This is a genomic window from Sphingobium sp. YBL2 (genome assembly GCF_000943805.1).
In the GTDB taxonomy this organism is placed as follows: domain Bacteria; phylum Pseudomonadota; class Alphaproteobacteria; order Sphingomonadales; family Sphingomonadaceae; genus Sphingobium; species Sphingobium fuliginis.
In genome coordinates, this window is record NZ_CP010954.1 from 2,727,369 (window position 1) to 2,749,674 (window position 22,306).

Below are 22,306 nucleotides of genomic sequence, written 5' to 3' on the forward strand. Positions count from 1 at the left end.
AGACGATTGCGGGTCTGATTATGGAGAGGCTTGCCCATTACGGGGTTCAGATTTTGACTAATGGGGACGGCGCACTATGCTTTTTCACGCCTTCTCCCGGTCATGTCGGTCGCCCTTGGGTGGCAGGTGAATACGCACAAGGACTGGAAGACGGCGCAACACGGGAGTTGCAGCAGCTCGTGAGGGCCTCGCCGATGCTTGCCCGGGCTATCGTGGAGGAGCTTACGGTTTCCGGACTGCCCTCGACCACCGACTGAACAGCGTCTCTTGGCTCTAACGCGCCAGTCGCATAGCTGCGTATGTACGGGTGAGGCTTTCCTTCTCAGAGACTTTTCGGGCTCTCCCCGCATGATCAGAAGATCAGCATCTGTGATGTCTAGAGAAAATGCCTTAACTTATAGGCAGTTAAATCGATGTAGATGAGAGGCGGAAGCGGCGGCTCAAGCGGGTCGACGCGTTTGGTTAAGGAATGCGCATCAATATGAACAAGATCCCGGTAGCTGCACTTGTCGAGGGCCACATCGTCACACTGGAAGGCGATCGCTTTGTTGATCCGCGGAGTGATGTCGCTGAGCTGACGGCGCCGTTGACCGTGGTAGGGCATCATGCCGGGATTCCTACAGCGCAGGATGAACTGCGAGCCTATAAGCTCATCGGCGATAGGAGTGATGTTGCGGCAGAGGATGTTCCTGAGCAGGCCTGCACATTGTTGCTCGTCACGCCGGCGCCCTCGACGAAATTGCTTGTAGCTTATTTTCCTGATGATCAACATGAAGTACCGCTGGATGTCGATGATCAAGACGAGCTTGAATGATTCTTGCGCCGGATGATCCGGGTCCGATCAGGCCCGACGAAGCCTTGGATGTGCGTGTCCTGAAGGTTTTCGACGGCGACGGCTTCCTAGCAAATGTTTGGCACCCACTGCGAGAGGCATGGGTGGAGCTCGTCCCTTTCCGGTTGGCGTTCATAGATGCACCAGAAATGGAACAGCCCTTCGGGCCCGAAGCCCGCGACTTTCTGCTCGGGCTGGTAGGTGGCAAAAAGCTTCGTTTGCTTCCGATTGGCAAGGAAGCGACGGGCGGCGTACCTATAGACCCGTATAAACGCCTCCTCTGCATGGCATATTTGACGGAGCAGATGGATGCCGGAAGGGTGGAATATTATCATGAGGGTAAGCGGGGATCTGGCTTGGTGACGAGACCCCGGTGCGTTACCCGCAATATCGAGCTGGAGATGATCGTAAACGGTTGGGCCTGGGTCACAGAGCAATATGCGTTCGACCGCGAAGCGGAATATTTCAATGCACAGGACGATGCCAGCCGGAACCGGCGCGGATTATGGGTGAGCAACAATCCCGATCCGCCGTGGAACTTTAAGCGTCGCCAGAAGCATCGAATGCGGCAAGCGGAGGGGCAGGGGCGACTGATTTAGAGCGGGTTCACGATGGGTGGAATCGCGAGGGATTCCCTTTTTGCTGATCGTGTGATTCATAGGTAGCCGTCACGACGGAGGCTGCGATGGGTTGGCGACCGGGGCAGAGTTACTCGCAGGATTTACGCGATCGGGTGCTGGCGGCTGTGGACGGCGGAATGCCCGTCCGCGAGGCGGCCGTGATCTTCAAGGTCAGCGTGGCCTATATCTACAAGGCGCGGATCCGGCGTCGGCTGACCGGTAATACCGGGATCAACCCGAACCGTGGCCGTCCCCCGCGCAAGCTCTCGCCGGCACAGGAGCTGGCGCTGGCGGCGCACATCCGCTCGCGACCGGGGATCACGCTGGCGCAGGCGCAAGCGTGGCTGCTGGCCGAACACGGAATCGGGCTCAGCACCGGCGCGATGTGGAACGCGGTTCGGCGGCTCGGCCTGTCGTTTAAAAAAAGCCCTGCACGCAGCCGAGCAGGAGCGGCCAGACGTGGCGGCACGTCGCAAGCTGTGGCGGGCAGCCCAGCCGTTCATCGACCCTGAAAGCCTCGTCTTTCTCGACGAGACAGGGGTAAACACCAAGATGGCGCGGCTCTATGGCTGGGCGCCGGTCGGCGAACGCTGCCGCGATCGCGTGCCGTTCGGACACTGGAAGACGATGACCTTCATCGCCGGCCTGCGTCTGACGGGCATGACCGCGCCCTGGGTGCTCGACGGGCCGATGGATGGCGATGCATTCCGGGTCTATATCCGCGACGTCCTGGCACCCACTCTTCGACGCGGCGATGTCGTGGTGCTCGACAATCTGCCCGCCCACAAGGTCGCCGGCATCCGCGAGGCGATCACCGCCCGGCGCGCCCAGCTCTTCTACCTGCCGCCCTACAGCCCCGACATGAACCCGATCGAGATGGCCTTCTCCAAACTCAAGGCGCTGCTGCGGCAGGAACCGGCCCGCACCGTCGATGCCCTTGTCGAGCGCATCGGCAACCTGCTTGATCGCTTCCCAGCCCAAGAATGTGCCAACTTCTTCCACGACGCAGGGTATCAACGGTCAATGTGAAAATGCTCTAGAGCTGTGCCTCGCTTTCCATATCATCAGACGTTCAGTTCAAGTTGATCCCATTCAATGCCGGCAGCCTTCAACCGCGCAAAAGGGTCAGCATTCTCGTCGTCGAACGACCAACCTTCTGGCATGCGCACTTTCAGGCCGAGCTCGAAGTCGAGGCGCTGTCGTTCAGCTTTGGAGATCATCACGATCTTCAAATGCCGCTCCAACAACTTCGCGACCGCTGACGCATCTGCTCCCGAAGAAAACATCTTCTCGCACTGATTACGAATGAGCGCCAAGGGCACAACATGTTCACGATGGTCAGCGGACGCCCGTGAGCGCCCAGCCATGATGATATGGTTAGGGATCAATGGCTCATCAAGCAAACGCGAGTGACGCCAGTTTTCTTCCCATGACTGATGCATTACCCAAGCAGCTCGTTCAAACACGCGTCTGGTAATTTCTTTTTTGTCGAGTTCAGGTCGCATACTATCCGGCACTATGTAGAAATGATGCCCATTGTAGGTTTGCGTTGGGTTCCGCAAGCCGGCGTATGTCAACATGCTTCAGTTTCAGCTGCTCGAGCATCCGGTTAAAATGTCATCGCGGTCCGCAATTCGGTTAGGATTGAGCTCACAGTGTCTCGATGCTTTTCATTCCGGGCAGCCCAAAGGCGTCGAAGCACACTCTCCTCTATAAAATCGTCGAGTTTCGCGGTTCTCAGCCCAAGGACAAAGTCCGAGAGATCTTCCATCGGCGGGCAATCGCCCGCCTGCTGGAGAATGGCAGCGAGTTGCTTCGGTGTCACATCGAACGCAGTCACGCCCACGTCGTGGACCGCAACCTCTAGGCCAGCGCTCATGAGGACGATCGACAGCACCGAATTTATAGCCGTGCCACGCCAGGTGATGACGTGGGTGTCTCGCGCCGCGGGGATGAGTGCGCGCCGATGGAGGCCGAGTTCGCGAAACGCGGTGCGCCCCTGCAGGAGGAACTTCTTTCCGGCTGCATCGAGATATGCGGGGATCTCGTGGTCAGACAGCACCTCCAGCATCGTCGCGGTGACGTGGTCGTGCAGTTGCTCGTTCGCGGGCCGATCGAAGCGAGGCAGCTTCCCGGATCGATGGGGAACAACTTCGAGCACCTTGGCGCGGTCATCGACCGCCTCTACGCGCCATCTACGGCCTGCGAAGCCTACGAGTGATCCTATCCCGAGGACATTGGTGAGCGGAACGGTCCCGAGGGTACGGCCGCTCGAGACAAGGCGCCATTCCTCGTCCGTCTTGAAGACGGCATAGAAGTCGCGCGCCTGGACCAGTTCCTCCCCCGCACGACCGAGCATGAGGATGCCATCTGGCGATTGTTCGAGAAGTTCGAAACCCTGAGGACCAGCCCCGCGGAGCAAATCGGCGTAGTCGGACGGCGCGAAGGCTAGGTAGCTGTCCCGACCGAATAGGAGCTTGTGCGCCGCGGGCGCACGGACGCCGCCCTCGGATGCTATGAGCGAGAGGGTCTGATGCAGAGCCACCGTGGCAAGCGAGGGGTCTTCTGTAGAGGGCTCGACCCAATTCTCCTGCAGAAGTCGGACGCAGGCGACGGCCCTCACCGTTTCGAGGCGTAGCTTGTCCAGCGGATCGGAATCCGGATCGAGATGGTCTTCGCGGACATAGATGCGGAGGACCGCCGGGCTACCGCGACGGCCGCTCCGACCGAGGCGCTGCTTCAGACCGGAAAGCGATCTGGGCGCACCCACTTGGGCGACCGACTGGACGCTGCCCAGATCGATGCCGAGCTCGAGCGTTGTCGTCGCGACTGCGGTGGTAGGCTGGTCGCCAGCCTTGAGCCGCGTCTCCAGCGTCTCGCGGAGTTCCTTGGAGAGGCTGCCGTGATGCGGGAAGAATTCCTCCGGCACCTTGTCTCGCTCCGACCGCTCGCGGAGGCGGTCCGCGAGTGCCTCGACCGTCCGGCGAGAGGCAGCGAAGGCGAGGTTGTTCGATCCGCGCAGGTTGGCGAAGATATGGTCGGCGATTTGGCTGAGCGCATCGTGCGCACCGTTTTCGGCGATCTCATCGATCCCGACTGCCTCGGGAGGCTCCTCGTATCCTCGAATCTGCAGCCTGACACCTGGGCCGCTCTTCGGCGCCCGCAATACTGTTACGCTCTGGGGGCTGACCGCGTTCATCCAGCGGCAGGCCGCGTCGGCATCGCCTAGCGTGGCGGAGAGGCCGACCCGTCGCGGGCGTCCGGACGCGATCCTGTCGACGCGACGGAGAAGAGAGGCCAAGTGCAGCCCGCGCGGGCCTTGGAGGAATGCGTGAAGCTCGTCCACGACGATCCCATGCACGCCTCTGAACAGCTTAGTGGCATCGGCGGGGCGGCGCAGCAGGAGGGCCTCGATCGATTCAGGGGTGATCAGCGCGACGCCCGCTGGCGCCTTGAGCAGTCTCGTCTTAGGACCCTGAGGCGCGTCGCCATGCCAACGGGTGATTGGTAGACCAAGGCGTTCGCACAGAGGTTCGAGACGCCTGAACTGGTCGTTGATCAGCGCCTTGAGCGGACTGACGTATAGGAGGCGAAGGCCACCACCTGTCATCTCCGCTGCCTCGGTGAGCAGCGGCAGGAACGCTGCCTCGGTCTTGCCCGAGGCTGTGCCGGCCATGATGATTACGTCGCTGCTGGATCCCAGGATCGAGCGGATCGCCGTGTCCTGTATCTCACGCAGGCCGGTCCATCCCTCATCGCGCACCCAGCGGCGGATTTCAGGATGAAGCCGATCATAGGACGGGGCGTCAGATGCGAAGGTCGACAAGCTCTTCGTCCGCCTCTGGCTCTTCTGGCTCCTCCCTGTCCGGCGAGACAGCTGCGATCAGATCGTGCCACTGCGTGTCAGGGTTCTGCTCCAAAACGGACAGAAACTGGACGAAGGCCTTGATGGTGTTGCGGGGTGTGCGGAAATAGGCCTCGCCGATCCGCTTATTGCAATGCTCCATGAAGGCGGTCTTCGCCTCGTCAGGCACGAGGAAGGCCGATGGGTCTCCGAGTGCGAAGACCGACCTGATGTTTCCTAGCAGCACGAGGAGATCCTCGGGCGACAGGCTCTGGAGCCGTATCACTGGTCCGCTGAGATCGATCCGCCCCTCTGTGGCGAAGCTGTTCTCTTCCAACCGCGATTGGAGCGCCTTGTAGCTGTAGAGGCCACGCCGACTGTCGAGTAGGAACTCCGGCGTTCCTCCGAAAACGAAGCCGAGCCCCTCGACATTGCCCTGCAGCACGTCGTTGAGCGTCCTGAGAAGCTGCTCGTAGTTCTGGTTGCGCGCTTGGGAGCTCTGCAGCTTGTAGAGGTTGACCATCTCGTCGAAGACCACGAGAAGTCCTGAATACCCCGCGATGCGAACGAACGCTGAGAGAAGCTTGAATGTGTCATAGACGTCCGCGTCGTCGATTATGCTGCGAACGGGGAGGGCCTGCCGCGCCTCCGTCTTGGTGGGATACTCGGCCCTGAGCCAGCGCAGCGCCGCCGCCTTGAGGCCGTCGTCACCATCCTCGTGGGCGCGCCAGTATGTCTTGAGCACCGTGCAGAAGTCGTGACCGCCTAGCATCTCCAGCAGGGGAGCGAGGCGCCGGTCGATGATTCGCTCGACAGGAGCTCCACCGTCTTCAGCCTCCCGAACGCACTCCGTTACGAATCGCTCGACAATGCTAGGAAGAGCGCCGCCTTCCGGCTTCGTGCGTGTCGCCATGTTCCGGACAGCCTCCGCATAGAGGCCGCGGGCCTGTCCCCCAGTCGCGTGAAGCCTACGGTCGGGAGCGAGATCGGCGTGGACCGTGACGCATTTCCGTTCGAGGGCGATGAGACGCACGAGATTCAGGAAGAAGGTCTTGCCTGCTCCATACTCGCCGATGACGAAGCGAACGGCCGATCCGGCGTCCGCGATCCGGTCGATGTCGCGGACGAGCGCGCCGACCTCCTGAGAGCGTCCGACCTGGATATGCTGGAGGCCCACCCGTGGAACGACGCCGGCGGAAAGGGCCTGAATGATGAGATCCCGGTCCTTGCGTCGGATTGTGCTCAAGCGGCAACTCCCATTGGTTCAAGTTGGTCAGTCACTTCGGAGGAGACGCGCACGTCGTCGTCGTCCTCCACGATCGGCTCGCCCAAATTGTCGAAGCCCCATTCGTTCAACGTCTCGATGGCGCCGTCTGGCATCAGGCGCAGCTCAGCCGCGAGTGCATCGAAATCGGTCCGAGCCATCGGGCCGGCCAGAAGGCGAATAAGAAGATTAGAATGGGGGGCGTCGAGGCCAGCGAAAGCCGATGCGGCGACGCTTGCCTTAGGCGGAGGGGCGGGGGCTGGTTCGGGCTCCTCCTCGACAAAGATTGCCGCGAGCATCGCGGACACCTGCGTCGTTTCGCCGCGGATCCTCTCAAGCCTGGCGGCGTCGATGGCAACGCCCGCCCGCTTTGGCTCGTCAGGCAGCGGCACCATGCGCTCGTCAGTGGCTGGCAGCACCTCCACCGGACCGGCATCCTCGCCGCTGCGATGCAGGGCGGAATAGAGCGTGCTCGCGGGTAGCCCGAGCGCCGCGTGGAGCGCCTCGAGGAACCTAACCTCGTCGGGCAGGACTCGGCCATCTGCTAGCACTGCCTCGACCGCGGAGGCCGCGAGCGCCGCCCTGCTCTCAGGAGCGATGTCCGCCAGCTTCTTCAGGGCTGCACGGACCTTTGGCGGATCCGCAGCGAGAGCGTTTCCGCACGCGAGCAGCCGGATGATCTCCTCTTCCTTGAGCTCGGGTGTCGAGCGCAGACGGCGTTCAATGGCGTCCATCTCTGAGGAGGCGACAGTCCCGTCCGACACTGCGGCCAGCATTGCGACTTCAACCATGCCGCGGGCAGCCGCGTAGACCGAGCGTTCGGGATCGACGGCCCCACCAAGGCTTGCCGGGAACAGGGCGACGCGTCCATCGGCCCGGAGCGCAGCGGCCGGACCGTAGCGGCGATCGGGCTCGAACCCGAGATCCAGCGCGTCGAGCGCGAGGCCCATCCGCCGAACGAGAACTGCAGGCAGCTTCTCGGTGCCCGGCCCTAGCTCCAGATCGAGGGCGCGTGCCACGTCGCCGACCGTTGCCAAGCCGCCAACTGTCGATTGATCGAGCGCGTTCCGGCAATCGGCGAAGGAGGCCCGTCCCCGGCGGAGCTCCAGTGGTAGCAGGAGGTCGCCGCGCAGCGTTCCGCGAGCATTTGGGTCTCGGCCCAGCAGTCGGCTGTAGGCTGATAGATCTTCCATGCAGCCGTCGAGGATCGTGCGAAGGCTATTGAGCGGGGCCTGCGTCCCAGAAATGTCAGGAAGATCCATTTCGATCGAACGGAAGAACGTGTTGCTTGCCGCCTGATATCGGGAGCGGATCTTCGACTTCGGCCGTCGGACCCGTAATCCTTCTGGATTGCGGACGGCGAAGCGGACGCGCCATAGGCCGAGCAGCTCTTCGAAGCACCGCTGCCCCGGCGTCCGGAGGTAGACGTCTGGAAGCGATAGCACCCATAGAAGACAGTCGTCGGCATCGAAGGGCTGGTTTCGCTCGATTCGGCTGCCAAGCCGCACTCGGACATTGAGCGGCAGCTCCATCTCGTAGTTGTGCGGCGGAGCGGATGTTAGCTGCTGATCGGCGTTTTCGCCGTATAGGCAGGAAAGCGCGAGCAGCTTCGACGCATAGGCCGCAAAAGAGTAGTTCTCTCCATGGATTAAAAGGAGGCGCCGAAGCTCGGCGAAGATCGCTGACGCCTCGTCCTTGGCTTCATCGACCAGCAAGCGCTGCTCGAGGCCGTAGAAGAACACGAACACGTAGCCGATCGGGATGTTAGGATCCGTCCGGCCATTCTCCAGCCAGTCCAGATAGGTCCAGCGTGCCCGCGGATCGAGGCGATCGTAGCTCGGCCAGTATGTCAAGGTGTCGCCGGAGGGATCGCCTTGAGGATTGATGGGAAGCGTGGGATCGATCCGGCTCTTGTCACGCGCCGGGTCATGCCGGGCAGGAGTGCCATAGTAGACCATATCGAGAGTGACGGTTCGCGCTCCCACCTGAACCACAGCCGGGTGGTTAACCCAGCAGGCTGGAGCGCGTTGCCTCTTCGATGTCGAAGATGCGGGCGCGGAGGGGCAAGGCCGCGGCGTGGCGACCCCCGGCTTGGTCATCCGCGTTGCATAGTCTGACGCCTGCTCGAGGGTCGAGAATGAGTATCCGCCATAAAGGTATCGGCCATTGGCGCTCAGGCTGACGCCCGGCGGAGCCCTACCGAGGTTCGAAGGCGGAGAGGGCGATGACGCTGTCGCCGCGGTTGTCTCCGTGGGCCGACCGAGTTCGGGCTGTCCGTCAGTGCCTATCGCCGGGGCGCCAGACATCATCTCGCCAAATCGACGCGCGACTCTAGAGAGCCAACCTTCTGACTGGGCCATCATTCTTCCCCCCGACTTAGGGATACTGTCCCAAAGTTATTCGGATTGCCAGAGCCTTACTCTTCCCCAAAAATGGCAAAGTGATCTGAATCAGTTGATGTTAGCCGTAGAATAATAAATGCGGATATAGCAGCGTGAAGTGTCGATCCGCCCGTGCGTGGGATTCGCGGAGGAAGTCGATGACAGGGGGAATGGACGAAATGGTGTTGTTCGGAATTCCGGTCATACCGGTGCTTGTTTTTGCGGTTCTCGTTAGCCTTGCATACGCGTTCGTCCGCTACTTCTTCATTCCCGCGAAGCGGCTGGATGCAAGCCTAAAGCAGATCATCGAGAACGTGGAGGCAGCGCGGGCGAACGGGCTTCGCGACCTCTCGAAGTGCTTCGAACCCGACCGTGCGATCGCCGCCATCTTCAACGAGTATCGCGAGACGCTCCACGTTCAGAAGGATCTCGACACCCAGACGGGCGAGATGGTCGAGAGGGCTGTCCGCTCGACGGTGCCGGCTGAGATGTTTCTCTCGCCACACGCTGTGGTGGACAATCGCGTCCATGCCGAGTTCTTCAAGCATCTGCCCGGCATTTTCACCGGCATCGGCATCATCGGGACATTCACCGGCCTTCTGACGGGCTTGAGCTCCTTCCAGATCTCGGACGATTCCGGTGTAGTCCGGAACAGTCTGACCGCGTTGCTGCATGGCGTGAGCGAGGCGTTCGTCGTTTCGGCCTTCGCAATCATCCTTGCGATGCTCACGACCGGACTGGAGAAATTCCGGCTCAACAGCCTCTACCGCAAGGTAACGCAGCTCGCTCACGAGATCGACGCGACCTATGAGGCCGGTGCAGGCGAGGAGTATCTAGCTCGCCTCGTGACTTCTTCGGAGGACGCCGCCAGTCAGACCAAGATCCTGAAGGATGCGCTCGTCGCAGATTTGCGGGAGATACTCACCGACCTTGCCGATCGGCAGATCAACGCGACGGTGCAGCGCTCCAACGAACTCGGCACGACTATCGCAGGTGCGCTGACCGACGCACTCAAGGGACCGCTCGACCAGATCGCCGGCGCGGTGGGCCAAGTCAGCCAGGATCAGTCGTCCGCCGTGACGAAGCTGCTGACCGACGTGCTCGCGAGCTTCAGCGACCGCTTGGAGAACATGTTCGGCACGCAGCTCTCCGGCATCGGCGACATGCAGCAGCGCACGATTGACGCGATGCAGACTGCGGTCTTGAAATTGCAGGACCTGACCGACAACGTCGAGGCTGCCGGGACGCGAGCTTCTGACGCGATGTCGACCAAGCTTCTCGAGGTTGTTCAGGCGGTCGAGGCCAAGCAGGCCGCGATGTCGGAGGAGCTCCGCACTGTGATCGAAGAGATCCGCTCATCGACGGGCGAGATGCAGGAGGCGACCCAGACCCGCGTCCAGGACATGCTGACTGCGCTTGGTGAGGGGATGGCGCAGGCGATCTCCGCCATTGAGAGACAGGCGGCTGAACGCTCCAGGCTTCAGGCCGAGGAAGACGGCAGGCGTGCTGAGGCGGCGGCTGGCCACGTCGGGCAGATGCGGCAATCCGTTGATGCGATCTCCTCCAACGTCGATGGTCTCGTGGCGGCGATCCGCGAAATGACCGCGGGCGTCCAAAGCGCGACGCGGGATGCGTTCGTTCGTCTCAACGGGGGGGCGGACTCCCTGCTGGCCGCCGCTAACAAGCTCGAGAATTCAGGGCGCGAGGTCGTTGGCGGGTTCGACCGCATCGCGAATGTCACCACTGGCCTTTCGGAGGCCGCAGGCAGCGTTGCCGGGGCGGCTAGGGGCCTCGACTCTGTCGTCTCCGATTACCGATCAGCCCGCGACGCGGTTGCCACCATGATCCAGGATCTCCGCGCTACCGTCGAAAATGCCTCCCGCGAGGCAAGCCTGACCGCGGATGTCCTCAGTCGGATCGAGGGCGCAACGCAAAAACTGGCGTCGGCGCAGTACGAGGCGGACGGCTTCCTGGACGAGGTTGCTGACGTTATCGGCAAGTCGCACGAGAAGTTTGCGGAAGGCATGCGAGGCACGGTCATCGAGGCGAACCGGGTGTTTCACTCCCAGCTGTCCAGCGCCACCGGTTTGCTCAAGGAGGCGATCCAGGAACTCGAGGCCTCCTTACCTTCGACCGGTCGGCAGGCGGCGTGATCTGAATGTTCCAGCGCGTTACTATGGGGCATCGTGGTCGCGAGGAGGGCGAGAAACCCTTCTGGATCTCGTTCGCCGACCTTATGACTGCCCTGATGGTGCTCTTCCTGCTCGTCATGAGCGTGGCGCTCCTTGCCGTGACGCGCACGATTTCGGAGCGCGAGCAGCTTGAGGCCGAGAGGCAGGCGGAGATTGTCAAGCTCCTCGACCGCATCGACAAGGCTGCAAAGAAGCAGGGCATCCGCGTCGATCACAACCGTGCCGTCATCGACTTCGGAGATCGTGCCCGCTTCGATTCGGCGAGCAATGCCCTCAGTCCCGAACAGGAGCGATTGCTGCGGTCGTTTGTCCCGGAGGTGCTCGCGATAGCGCGGGACAAGGGCGGGCAGCGATGGCTGAAGCGGATTGTGGTCGAGGGCTTTACTGACCGGAGGGGGAGCTATCTCTACAACCTGAACCTCAGCCTCCAGCGTAGCCAGCGCGTTCTGTGCGCGCTGATGGCGCGGCCGCAGGCGGGCGAACGGCCCATGGATCGACGCGAGCTAGAGGAGATACGGCGGCTCTTCCTCGTCGGCGGCTACTCCTCAAATTCCGCGAAGGCGTCGCTCGACGCAAGTCGACGCATTGAGCTGCGCCTGGAATTCTTCGGCGTTGATGAACCGGCGGCTGCACCTGTCGACGCGTTTGAAGGCGAATTCGGTACATGCGCCCTCTGAGCCCGAGAATGACGAAGCTGCAGCAGCGGCTGGCCGACGTTGGCGCTGCGGCGTTCCGCGACATGCCGGAGCCCGACCTCCGAATCTTGAAAGGGCATGTGCAGTCACTTCAGGCCATGCTCAGCGGGGCAGGCGCGGGTGCGGGCGCTTCGAACGACCGGATCCAGACGGAGATACTGAGGTTTCGCGAGACCGGCAGGCTCCATGATGTTCGGTCGGCACGCTTGGTGAGCTGGGGAACGCGCCTCAGGTCTGTAGGCCAGCCAGCGCTAATAGAGGACGGTGAACGGTTCGATCCGCTGCTGAGTGAGATTGATGCCTTCCGATCGATGCCCCGGCCATACAGGCGGTGCTGGCGGGGCCTGCTCGATGGCTACGTGAACTACGATCCCCGAAATGCTCGTGGTGCCGGTGATCGGAACTGGCGGGTCCTGCGGGAATATCTGAACGACAATCTTCCACAGCTCGAACGCTCCGGGCAGGCACCGGACTGGCTCGCCGCGATCGACGACCATGCTAACCTGCTGACTGAGGATCCATGCACGCGCTACGGGGCCGAGCTTCTCACCGGGGAGGGGAATCCCCTCGAGGTTCTTCGTCACGATCTCTCCGCGGGTGACACTTCGTGGATCGGCCAGCGCATATTCGAGGCGCAGATCGAGGCAGCGGTAAGGTTCGATGACCGGAAGTTCCGTGATGTTCTCCCGCGCGTCATCGGTTTGATCCTGGAGCATGATGTGCTCGCGGATCACGGCCTGTCCCGTGTTCTAGATCGCTACTCCGAATGTTCCTCGATCGAGGTCGATCCGGCGCTGTGTGAGACCTCCGTCGGTCGATGGGGCAATCCGTGGCTCGAGCGCAACGACACACTTTGGACACTGGTCCGTCCGGACACGCGACGGATGGTTTCCTCGTGGCACAAACTCCGGCTGATCGAGGACTTCTTCAACCTCCTCTCGGCCGATGGCATCAACGACCAGCGTCGCATCAACTTCTGGAAACGCCACGTTGATCAGATCAGCGACATGCATTTCGCGCTTGGCGACGCCGCCTATCGCGATCCGCGTCCGAGCTTCAAGACCCTGCGGCAGATGATGAAGGGCCGCATGCTCAACCTTACAAACGGAGGCGTTTCCAGCAACAATGCCTTCATCATGCGCATCGCCGGCCACGTCTACGTGGAGTTCGGAGAGGAGGGCAACGCTATGTTCGCCTTCGATGCTGCCAAGCTGCCGTTCGATCTCTCGAAGTTGCAGGTGGCGGGAAACAAGACCGCGCTCAAGCACCCGAGCAACGTCGCGCGTATCATCCACAAGGACGGCGTGGGTGAACGGTGGGAGCGTAAGGCCGATCGGCTCATCGCCTCCCTGTCAGCCGCACGAAGTGGCTCCCAGGTTAGTCATACGACGCCGTCCTACGGCGCGCGCCCATCAGCGCCGCCGCCCCCTATCACCATATCCTCCAACCCCTCACCAGCCCCGCGACCCGCGAGCGCCGACTCCGAACTGTTCGCGTTCTTCGCCAAGCATGGGATCAAGACAGCGGATTCGCGAGATAAGGGAGGTTCGCTATGGGCCTACGCGCCGCGCTTCGGTCCTGCGACGAACGAACTCACCCGTAGGAACTTCGCTTGGGCGGAGCGTCGCGGGGCTTGGTATCTGCGCTCATGATCTGGGGTAGGAAGGCGGCCAAGACGGAAGTGCGCCAGGTGGCCCCGCGATCGCCCGTCGTTGAGGATGGTGGCATTCTCCTGCCGAGCGGTGGCGAGCCGACCCCCAAATCGAAGGCAGCGACGGCGCTTCTCGACCAATTGGCGGATGAGGGGCTGGCCGAGCGGGTGGAGGATGGTCACCGCTTGAATTGGTCCCAGCTCTTCGTGCTGTTGGAGGACGCGGAGGCTGCGGAAGAGCTGGCGATACTCGATCTTCCATCATCCACTGCTGCGGTCCCGAAGATTGTCAGCCGGAAGTCTCTGACCGATAGAGACTTCTCGGTCGCAATAGACGGATGGTTCGATACCGACCGTCGACCAATGTCCGGCGTCAGGCTCAAGGGCGGTGCCCTCGAAGCCGACGGTGGCGTTCAGCTCGTCGCTCCAGGCGTCTGGAACCTTATCGAGCGAATCCGGCGGTTTGCGCGCCGTCCGGAAGGGGAACGGAACGAAGCTGACCAGCGCCGGGCGTGGGGAGAGATTCGTCAGTTGGCAGTAGCCGCTGGCGCCTCGCTCGACGACTTCCTCTATCGAACCGTGGTTCTCACTCCGGACCGACTGCAGATGGCGCTCCGTCGATCGGATGGACTTGGCCTCGTGGAGATCGAACCGTGGTTCGAGGGGGCACCCGCCGACTGGCTCGAGGCGTTTGATAAGTCGGGTCAGGTGCGTGACAGATACGACCTACCAACGCCGCACGGGATCATCCAGGTCATGATCTCGCCGGAGGTCGGCACCGTGCTGCGGGAGGTCAAACGCATGCCCGGTCGGCGCGTGGCTGGCGAGCGGGCGCAGGCGTTCCTCCTCAATCCCATTGCGGCGCTCGGACCGGACGCGGCAGCTGTCGTCGACGAGGACCAGTTCGAGGAGGCAAAGCAGCAGGCGGGCATCGTGTTCGAACGGTTCGCCGCGGTGACACCTGAAACCAATGGAGAAGGTGCTTTGGGGCTGCTCATCACGAGCGGGTCAGGCGACGCTATTGAGACGCGCGAGATCATGCTCGAGGAAGCCGACGTACTCGAGTTCATCGAGGGCGTAGAGCGGAACCTTGATCGTGGCCTCCAGCTGTTTGCTTGGGACGAATACGAGTTCGAGCTTGACGGCGATAGCAGGCTACACTGCGAAGCGCTTCGCCGGGCGCTCGGCCATCGCGAGGATGGGGTCATCACGCACGGCCAGATTTACGACCTCTCCGGCTATTCGGAGCGCGTCGAGGGAATCGGCCAAGAAAAGTCCTTCTACTCACCGCACATTGCCAAGCGCGACGATGGTGAGGGCTGGTTCCCCGAGAATCTAGTTCCGATGATCGGATGGACTGATCCGAACACCGAACAGCCGTGCGTTCTGCCGCTGACCGACAAGCTATCGGCCGAACTCCGCAAGGGGTTGGAGATGGCCAAGGCGAAAGGAGCCACTTCCGTATCCTTGACCGGGTGCCCCACTCCCATACCCGTCCGCGAGGCGGAGGCGATAGTTTCTACGTTCGGACAGGTGCAGGATCAGGCGGCAAAGGGCACCTTCAAGCCAGAGTCTCCTGTCCGTCGCGGCAAAAAGCCTACGTTGATCCTCAAGAGCAATATCGGACAGGTCGACTACCAGGAGGAGCGGCTCGCGGCGCTAGCCGAAAAGCCGGCTCCCGCCCGCCTTCCTTCCAGTCTTCGTCCCGGCGTCGCGCTGAAGCACCACCAGCTTGAAGGTCTTGCATGGATGCAACACCTTCTCGCACTGGCCCCGGATAAGTGCCGGGGCGCACTGCTGGCGGACGACATGGGACTTGGGAAGACGCTTCAGATCCTGAGCCTCGTCGCGAGGGCAAGGGAAGAGGATCCCGGTACGCCGCCAGCGCTGGTGGTTGCGCCGCTTTCTCTCTTGGAGAACTGGAAGGAGGAGGCAGAGAAGTTCCTCGAGTCTGGAACGCTGAAGATCCTCATGGCTTACGGCGAGGGCCTCGCTGGTCTCCGCGTCGATCGGTCCTCGGTCGACGAGCAGCTTCGCCGGGAGGGTCTGGTGCGCTTCCTCCGGCCGGACTGGCGGGGTGATGCCGACCTCGTCCTTACGACCTATGAGACGCTGCGCGACCTGGAGTTCTCGTTCGCGCGCGAGAAGTGGTCGGTCATGGTCTGCGACGAGGCGCAGAAGATCAAGAACCCCAACGCGGCGATGACCCGGGCTGCCAAGAAGCAGCAGGCGAAGTTCCGTATCGCCTGCACCGGGACGCCCGTCGAAAACAGCCTAGTCGATCTGTGGTGCCTGTTCGACTTCGTGCAGCCCGGTTTGCTCGGCGCGCTCAACGAGTTCGGGTCGACCTACCGCCGACCGATCGAGGCGAAGAGCGACGATGATCGGGTGAAGGTGGAGCAGCTTCGGGGTATCATCACGCCTCAGTTGCTCCGCCGGATGAAAGCAGATGTCGCGACCGACCTGAAGGCGAAGGTCGTGGACGAGGAAAGCCGCAGTTTGGATATGAGCCCTTTCCAACGCGGCCTCTACGTCGGAGCCATCGACACCTTCCGGCGATCGGGGGCGGCACCGGGGAGCCACCTTGCACTTCTCCACAAGCTCAGGCTCCTTTGTTCCGATCCGGATGAAAACGCGGGTAGCGCATATGATCCGGTTGAGAGCTACCGAGCACGGTCACCGAAGCTGGATTGGCTAATAGAAGTGCTTGAGGTAATCCGCGATCGCGGAGAGAAGGCCATCGTCTTCTGCGAGTTCAAGGCGATCCAGCGCTTGATTCGACACTATGTGCGCGAGGCCTTTGATGTTCCCGTCGACATCATCAACGGCGATACGACCGCCGTGGCGAGCAGCATCGATAGCCGGCAGAAGAGGATTAGGGCCTTCCAGGAACAGCCTGGCTTCGGCGTGATCGTCCTATCGCCCGTGGCCGTCGGGTTCGGGGTGAACATGCAGGCGGCTAACCACGTGATTCATTTCACCCGGACCTGGAATCCCGCGAAGGAAGATCAGGCAACCGACCGGGCCTATCGCATCGGACAGACGAAGGACGTGTTCGTCTACTATCCGACCGTGTCTGCTGGCGACTTCAAGACGTTTGATGTTAAGCTGGACGAGCTTCTTGAGCGGAAGCGCTCCTTGGCGAGCGACATGCTGAACGGCAGCGGCGAGATCGGTCTACGCGATTTCGACGTAGACGAGCTAAGGCCGGTCGATCCCTGATCGCATTGGGTCCGCACATTGTCGGACGGCGAACAGCTGGAGGACCGTGTTACGCAGTAAGGTGGCGGATGTGAGGAGTATAGGAGGCTTGCCACCGAGGCGCTTCACGAATTCCCGCTGTGCGATATGAAAGTGGGGGCATTCACGGGGGCATGCACTATAAAGATGAATAAAATAACTTAATGAAATGAGTGTCTTGAAAAGAATGTTTGGTTCCCTCCCTCTCCGCCATATTATCCCTCAAGTCGCTGAATTCCGGCAAATCGTTCCGCCTGCTCCCTGTGGGCTAGCTGTGCCCGATAAGGGTTGCTTTCATCGGTTGATACACGCCCGGCGATGGCGGGTGCCTCTTCCAGAGATTCAACCCCGGGCTCCCCATCCGGTGCGATCGATCGTCCACGGGCGCTCCAGTCCTTGTGGGACGCTGCCGGGAAGGATGCGGTTGCCGATCCTGGCCAGATCGGCCATTGCCGGTCCATTCGGTGGCCAGTCAAAAGGTTCAGGATCCATGATGACGCTTTACGACGCCTTCGTACCGGGGTGCCTTCAGATTTTGGAGTCTGTCTCGAGACTGGTTGTGAAAGCGAAGTCCTATTGCGATGCGCAGTCTCTCCCCCCGGAACGGCTGCTTCATGCCAGACTCGCTCCCGACATGTTGGACTTCGCCTATCAGGTGAAAAGCTGTGCAATCCATTCCATCGGCGCGATCCATGGCGTTCAGCGCGGGAATTTCTCGCCTGACATCGCGGCGCCACCGGCCAGTTTCGAGGAATTGAACGCCAGGGTGATGGAAGCGGCCGACGCCCTTGGCGCACTTCAAGTTGCCGATGTGGAAAGCTTGAGCGACAGGCCGATGACATTTACCATCGGTGACAAGCTGCGCTGGGATTTCCTGGGCAAGGATTTCCTGCTCAGCTTCTCCCAGCCCAACTTTTATTTCCATGCCTCCACGGCCTACGACATTCTCCGGACGAACGGCGTTCCCCTGGGGAAGCGGGACTATCTGGGCGCCGTTCGGAAGCTGCCGTCGCCGCCAGCGCCGATCTGATCCGCTGGCGGCATGGCGGGCGGGGCCCCGCCGTGCCCGCGGACGTAGCGAGCCGGGGAACTAAGGCTGTCTGGGCAGAGCATAGGCGATGACATAATCGCCCAGCTTCGTGCCGAGGGAGCCATGCCCGCCTGCAACGACGATCACGAACTGCCGTCCGCTCGCCCTCGACCGATAGGACATCGGCGTCGCCTGTCCCCCGGCCGGAAGACGGGCACGCCACAGCACCTTGCCGGTGCGCGTGTCATAGGCGCGCAGATAATTGTCGATCGCCGCCGCCATGAAGGTGAGCCCCCCTGCCGTCGACATCGGACCGCCCAGCGATGGAACGCCCAGCTTGAACGGGATAGGCAGGAAGGTTTCGTCGCGGATCGTGCCGTTCTTATGTTCCCAGACCTTCCTGCCGGACCGCAGGTCGATGCCCGCGACATAGCCCCATGGCGGCGACTGGCAGGGCAGGCCTGCGAAGGACAGGAAGGGGTTCATGTCGACCGCGAAGGGCGCGCCCGTATTGGGATTGTACCCCTGCTCGTCCGATCCGCGCCGGTCGGAGCCGCCCGCCGGTCCCCGTACGCCATGGTCCTCCATTTCCGCGCGGGGGATGAGCCTGTCCACGAAAGCGATATGGTTGGGATGGGCGAATGCGGCCTGGCGGATCGGGTCTATCGAAATGCCGCCCCAGTCCATCACGCCGAAATTTCCCGGGAACACCAGCGTCCCCCGCAATGAGGGCGGCGTGAAGGGCCCCTTATAGTCGAGCGACTTGAACCGGATGCGGCAATAAAGCTGGTCGAGCATGGTTGCGCCCCACATGTCCCTTTCCCGCGCCGGGGCGGACATCAGGGATATGGCGGAAAAGGGCTGGGTGGGCGACAGGCGGTCGCCCGGCGCTGCGCCGCCCGGGACGGGGCGCTCCTCCACCGGGAACAGGGGCTTGCCGTTCCGGCGGTCGAGGACGAAGAGATTGCCGGTCTTGGTCGACTGCACCAGCGCCGGCACCCGGCCGCGGCCGGGCAGGTCCAGATCGACCAGCGCCGGCTGGGCCGGGACGTCCATGTCCCACAGGTCGTGATGGACCGTCTGGAACACCCAGCGCGGCCTTCCGGTCGCGATGTCCAGCGCCAGGACCGAAGTGGCGAACCGTTCGGTCGTCGCGGGCCGCCTGCCGCCCCATTGGTCGACAGCGCCCATCCCCATCGGCAGGTAGATCAGGCCCAGCGCCTCGTCAGCGGCCGGCGTGCTCCAGCTGTTGGGGGAAGAGGGCGTGTAGTGCCGGCCCGCGCCCAGCGGGGCGGTGCTGTCCGGATTGCCCGGATCGAAATTCCAGACCAGTCGGCCCGTGAGCGCGTCATAGGCACGGATGACGCCCGAGGGCACGTCGGTGGAGATATTGTCGTAAACCGCGCCGCCGGTCACGACCAGGCCATGCGCGACAAGGGGCGCGGACGTCACCTGATACCAGCCGCCATTATAATGAGGTTGCCCCGGGAGCAGGCTGACGGTCCCGGCGCGTCCGAAGCTGCGGCACGGCGCGCCCGTGCGCGGGTCCAGCGCAATCAGGCGGCTGTCGTTCGTGGCGAGGAATATGCGCCGGGGACAGTCGGCGGCGCTCGCACCCGCGCGGGATGAATCCCAATAGGAAAGGCCGCGGCAGGTGAGATGCTGCATGTTCCTTGCCGAAGTCCTGATCAGCGGATCGAACCTCCAGCGCTCCCTGCCCGTCTCCGCGTCGACAGCGATCACCCGATTATGCGGCGTGCAGAGATAGACGGTGTCGTCGACCTTGATCGGGGTCATTTCATAGGTCGTCTCGCCCGGATCGCCCGAGCGCTTGAGATCGCCCGTCCGCAACTGCCACGCCACCTCCAGCTTGCCGACATTGGCGGGCGTGAGCTGAGTCAGGGGCGAGAATTTGTCGCCACGCCAGCTTCGGGCATAGGCTTGCCAGTCATCATCGGGCATTGCGTTCGGCTCCGCCGCGATCGCGCTGCGCGGGCCAGGAAGCGTGCCGTCGAGATTGTGGACGTCGCGCATCAGCGCGGCCAGGCCGAAGATTCCGGCGATCGCCAGCGCCACCGCCAGGGGGCCGGCGTTTCGCACCCATCCCCCAGCCGGCGCAAGGCGCCGCACGGTCCATGGCAGGATCAGCAGCAGGCCGAAGAGGAAGATCAGGTCGCCGCGCGGAACGAGCGGCCACCAGTCCACGCCGATTTCCGCCCAGGCCCAGACCATCGTGGCGAGGACGAGCGCCGCGAACAGATGCAGGGCGGCCGCGCGCCGCTTCCAGAGCAGAAAGGCGCTGGCCAGCATCGTCAATCCCGCGGCCGCATAGAAGGGGCTGCCGCCCAATGAGGCGAGCCAGATGCCGCCGATCAGGTTGGCCGTGCCGACAACGCCTATCAGGACCGCGATGACCTTCAGCAATTTTGCAGTCTGGCGGCCGGACTTCATCGATTTGCCTCCGATGATCTCGCAAGCAAACCGTCGCGCAGCAGCGATGTTCCGTTTCGGGAAGTGAGGAGAGACGCAAAGGAGGACGGGCCTTGCCGGAGGTTCCACCCTTGCTGCCCGCGGGTTCGAATGGCTTTGCCGGAAGCGGTCCTCCGCTCAGTTCAGCGCAAGACCTCTGATCAGGGCCAGGACGCTGCCGAGCGTGGACACGTCCGGCGTGCGCATGCGGTCGCCGGCGAACTGGAAATGCGTGAGCGCCACCTGCTGCTGGGGCGAAAGGAGGATCTTGGCCCCCACGACGCGATCCGTGATGCGCGCGACGATCGCCGGAACCTCGCCAAGCTCCCTGATGGAAATCGTGCCCCTGTCGCCTATGCGCCAGCCGCCTTCATTGGCGAAGGCCACGCCGCTCGACGAAATGTCGAGCAGCCGCACCGGGGTGGCGCTGTCCCCTGTACTGAAAAGCGCCGTTCCGCTGATGGGCGCCCGCTCTTCCGCCCTTCGCGGCGTTTCGACGCAGACGATGATGGCGATGATGCAGACGAGGACGTTGTACATGCTCCAGAACGCCACGATGCCCTTCTGGTCCGAGAAGAAGGTCGGCGCCAGTGGCGAGCCATAGCCGAACAGCATCCCGCCCACGGTCAGCAGAAGCACGACCGCAAAGCGCGACAGCAATTTCCAGTGGATCACCGTCCGGGAACGGTCGCCGCCCTTGTTGGTCACCTTGAACGGCCGTTCCCCGGGGAACAGCAGGGTGTGGCAGGATGCGGCCACGATCTCCGGCGCGACCAGCAACTGGGACGTGTCGGTCAGAAGCGGGAGTATCCGGCCGTTGGAATACCAGCTGATGGCGAAGGCTTCCACCAGGATGCGGGGCAGCAGGAATGTCGCAAGCTCGCCGATCGGCGCATCCATGATGGTGAGGCCCGTCATCCAGTAGAGGATCGGCACCAGCAGGCAGGCGAGGCGGAAGGGAAAGCTGCCCATCCAGTAGAGCAGGGTTTCCAGCAGGCTCATCCTGTCGATCCAGCCCAGGCCCTTGCGCGAGAACAGGCCGTCGGCGCTGCGCATGATCTGCATCGCGCCGATGCACCAGCGGATGCGCTGGGTGCAATATTCGCCGATCCCTTCCGGCGCGAGGCCAAGGCTGAGCTTTTCGTTCAGATAGGCGGTGACGAAGCCATGCTCTTTCATGCGGATCGACAGCAGCATGTCTTCGGTAATGCTGTCGGTCGGGAATCCGCCGATCTTGGCAAGCGCGGCGGTGCGGACGACGGACGACGTCCCGCAGGAAAAGGCGGTGCCCCATCCGTCCTTGGCCGGCAGCAAGGTGTCGAAGAAGAAGCGCTGTTCGTCGGGCAGGTCCAGATGCCCCTTGATCCTGTGTTGCAGCGGATCGGGGTTGAAGAAATGCTGCGGCGTCTGGACCACCCCCACGGTCGGGTCCTGGAACAGGGCCACGCAATGGGACATGAAATTGGGCAGGGCGACGAAATCCGCGTCCAATATGGCGATGAAATCCGGCATCTCGCCACGCGCGGCCAGTGTCGCCAGGCCTGCGTTCATATTGCCGGCCTTGGCATGAGCATTATCCGGCCGCGTCAGCCATTCCACGTCGCGACGGCGGCACAGCGCCTCCACCTCCGGCCGCCGGCCGTCATCCAGCAGGAAGACCTTCGCCGGATAATTCTGGTTGAGGGCGCCGGTAATCGTGCGGTCGAGAATCCCGACATCTTCATTATAGGTGCAGATGAAGATCGCGGCGCTGGGCCTGTTGACATGCAGCCAGCGTATGTTGCCGCTGACGTCCTTCAGTCGGTCGCGCCGCCGCGTCAGCACGACCAGCACCAGCACCCCGCCTAGGGTGGAACAGACCTCCAGCATGAAGAAGCCCACCGAAAGCAGGGCGGAACCGGGCGTGTCCAGGTCGAGCGTGGCGACCATGCGCCATGTCATGTAGATCAGGATCGATCCGATCGCGGCGCCGCTGACGATCAGCCGATGCAGCGGGTTGGCCGGCCTGAGTTTGGGAAAGATCAGCAGGCAGAGGCCAAGGGTGGCGAGGCCCCAGAAATAGGACGGGATCTCGGCGGGGTTCATGGC

14 protein-coding genes are annotated in these 22,306 nt (G+C 62.6%); 8 read left to right on the forward strand and 6 right to left on the reverse strand.

Going from position 1 to position 22,306, the window contains the following annotated elements; translation table 11 throughout:
• The first annotated feature begins 481 nt into the window (after positions 1-481).
• From TZ53_RS26800 to TZ53_RS27930, 3 genes are all read left to right on the forward strand, one after another.
• Positions 482-814 (forward strand): hypothetical protein, encoded by a 333-nt coding sequence (locus TZ53_RS26800; RefSeq protein ID WP_145902204.1) that lies wholly within the window; start codon positions 482-484, stop codon positions 812-814.
• Complete coding sequence (locus TZ53_RS25685; protein WP_052628194.1) at positions 811-1,431, forward strand: thermonuclease family protein; 621 nt, start codon at positions 811-813, stop codon at positions 1,429-1,431. The genes TZ53_RS26800 and TZ53_RS25685 overlap by 4 nt, the downstream gene beginning before the upstream one ends.
• Positions 1,432-1,517: 86 nt before the next feature.
• Positions 1,518-2,481, forward strand: a protein-coding gene (locus TZ53_RS27930; protein WP_197565228.1) for an IS630 family transposase whose coding sequence is annotated in 2 segments (ribosomal slippage) — positions 1,518-1,868 and positions 1,870-2,481 — 963 coding nt in all. Because the reading frame shifts where the segments join, the coding sequence is not laid out codon by codon here.
• 35 nt (positions 2,482-2,516) lie between these two features.
• Here the strand turns inward: TZ53_RS27930 and TZ53_RS12515 are convergent.
• The 4 genes from TZ53_RS12515 to TZ53_RS12530 are packed head-to-tail and all read right to left on the reverse strand — an operon-like array spanning position 2,517 to position 8,518.
• The gene (locus tag TZ53_RS12515) at positions 2,517-3,032 is read right to left on the reverse strand and encodes a hypothetical protein (protein ID WP_145902206.1); all 516 of its coding nucleotides are present in this window, start codon (positions 3,030-3,032) and stop codon (positions 2,517-2,519) included.
• A gap of 29 nt (positions 3,033-3,061) precedes the next feature.
• Positions 3,062-5,278 (reverse strand): DEAD/DEAH box helicase, encoded by a 2,217-nt coding sequence (locus TZ53_RS12520; RefSeq protein ID WP_044661484.1) that lies wholly within the window; start codon positions 5,276-5,278, stop codon positions 3,062-3,064.
• Positions 5,259-6,542 (reverse strand): ATP-binding protein, encoded by a 1,284-nt coding sequence (locus tag TZ53_RS12525; protein WP_044661485.1) that lies wholly within the window; start codon positions 6,540-6,542, stop codon positions 5,259-5,261. The genes TZ53_RS12520 and TZ53_RS12525 overlap by 20 nt, the downstream gene beginning before the upstream one ends.
• Complete coding sequence (locus TZ53_RS12530) at positions 6,539-8,518, reverse strand: tellurite resistance TerB family protein (protein WP_052628195.1); 1,980 nt, start codon at positions 8,516-8,518, stop codon at positions 6,539-6,541. Before TZ53_RS12530 ends, TZ53_RS12525 begins: the two co-directional genes overlap by 4 nt.
• Positions 8,519-9,111: 593 nt before the next feature.
• On the opposite strand from TZ53_RS12530, the gene zorA reads away from it, so the two are divergent.
• The 5 genes from zorA to TZ53_RS12555 all read left to right on the forward strand — a co-directional run bounded on the left by zorA (position 9,112) and on the right by TZ53_RS12555 (position 17,749).
• A complete protein-coding gene (gene zorA / locus TZ53_RS12535; RefSeq protein ID WP_052628196.1) occupies positions 9,112-11,094 on the forward strand; it encodes an anti-phage ZorAB system protein ZorA in 1,983 nt (660 codons plus the stop codon).
• Positions 11,095-11,099: 5 nt separating this feature from the next.
• Positions 11,100-11,810: an OmpA/MotB family protein gene (locus TZ53_RS12540; protein ID WP_044661486.1), complete on the forward strand. Its 711-nt coding sequence runs from the start codon at positions 11,100-11,102 to the stop codon at positions 11,808-11,810.
• Positions 11,811-11,818: 8 nt separating this feature from the next.
• Positions 11,819-13,480, forward strand: coding sequence for an EH signature domain-containing protein (locus TZ53_RS12545; RefSeq protein ID WP_062113575.1), 1,662 nt, complete (start codon positions 11,819-11,821; stop codon positions 13,478-13,480).
• Positions 13,477-16,701 carry a DEAD/DEAH box helicase gene (locus TZ53_RS12550; RefSeq protein WP_044661488.1) on the forward strand — a complete coding sequence of 1,075 codons (3,225 nt, stop codon included), beginning with the start codon at positions 13,477-13,479 and terminating at the stop codon, positions 16,699-16,701. The genes TZ53_RS12545 and TZ53_RS12550 overlap by 4 nt, the downstream gene beginning before the upstream one ends.
• Before the next feature lie 436 nt (positions 16,702-17,137).
• Positions 17,138-17,749 (forward strand): DUF1993 domain-containing protein, encoded by a 612-nt coding sequence (locus TZ53_RS12555; RefSeq protein ID WP_229742491.1) that lies wholly within the window; start codon positions 17,138-17,140, stop codon positions 17,747-17,749.
• Positions 17,750-17,809: 60 nt separating this feature from the next.
• Here TZ53_RS12555 and TZ53_RS12560 read toward each other — a convergent pair whose 3' ends face one another.
• Together TZ53_RS12560 and TZ53_RS12565 are read right to left on the reverse strand one after the other, a co-directional pair.
• Positions 17,810-20,200: a membrane-bound PQQ-dependent dehydrogenase, glucose/quinate/shikimate family gene (locus TZ53_RS12560; RefSeq protein WP_157009808.1), complete on the reverse strand. Its 2,391-nt coding sequence runs from the start codon at positions 20,198-20,200 to the stop codon at positions 17,810-17,812.
• A 156-nt stretch (positions 20,201-20,356) separates the two neighbouring features.
• Complete coding sequence (locus tag TZ53_RS12565; RefSeq protein WP_044661489.1) at positions 20,357-22,303, reverse strand: glycosyltransferase; 1,947 nt, start codon at positions 22,301-22,303, stop codon at positions 20,357-20,359.
• Positions 22,304-22,306: the final 3 nt, after the last annotated feature.

Coding starts and splice junctions, on each gene's coding strand:
- TZ53_RS25685 (WP_052628194.1), top strand. CDS start 811: ATGATTCTTGCGCCGGATGATCCGGGTCCGATCAGGCCCGACGAAGCC.
- TZ53_RS12515 (WP_145902206.1), bottom strand. CDS start 3,032: ATGTTGACATACGCCGGCTTGCGGAACCCAACGCAAACCTACAATGGG.
- TZ53_RS12540 (WP_044661486.1), top strand. CDS start 11,100: ATGTTCCAGCGCGTTACTATGGGGCATCGTGGTCGCGAGGAGGGCGAG.
- TZ53_RS12565 (WP_044661489.1), bottom strand. CDS start 22,303: ATGAACCCCGCCGAGATCCCGTCCTATTTCTGGGGCCTCGCCACCCTT.
- TZ53_RS12530 (WP_052628195.1), bottom strand. CDS start 8,518: ATGGTCTACTATGGCACTCCTGCCCGGCATGACCCGGCGCGTGACAAG.
- TZ53_RS26800 (WP_145902204.1), top strand. CDS start 482: ATGAACAAGATCCCGGTAGCTGCACTTGTCGAGGGCCACATCGTCACA.
- TZ53_RS12560 (WP_157009808.1), bottom strand. CDS start 20,200: ATGAAGTCCGGCCGCCAGACTGCAAAATTGCTGAAGGTCATCGCGGTC.
- TZ53_RS12550 (WP_044661488.1), top strand. CDS start 13,477: ATGATCTGGGGTAGGAAGGCGGCCAAGACGGAAGTGCGCCAGGTGGCC.
- TZ53_RS12545 (WP_062113575.1), top strand. CDS start 11,819: ATGACGAAGCTGCAGCAGCGGCTGGCCGACGTTGGCGCTGCGGCGTTC.
- TZ53_RS12555 (WP_229742491.1), top strand. CDS start 17,138: ATGCGGTTGCCGATCCTGGCCAGATCGGCCATTGCCGGTCCATTCGGT.
- zorA (WP_052628196.1), top strand. CDS start 9,112: ATGGACGAAATGGTGTTGTTCGGAATTCCGGTCATACCGGTGCTTGTT.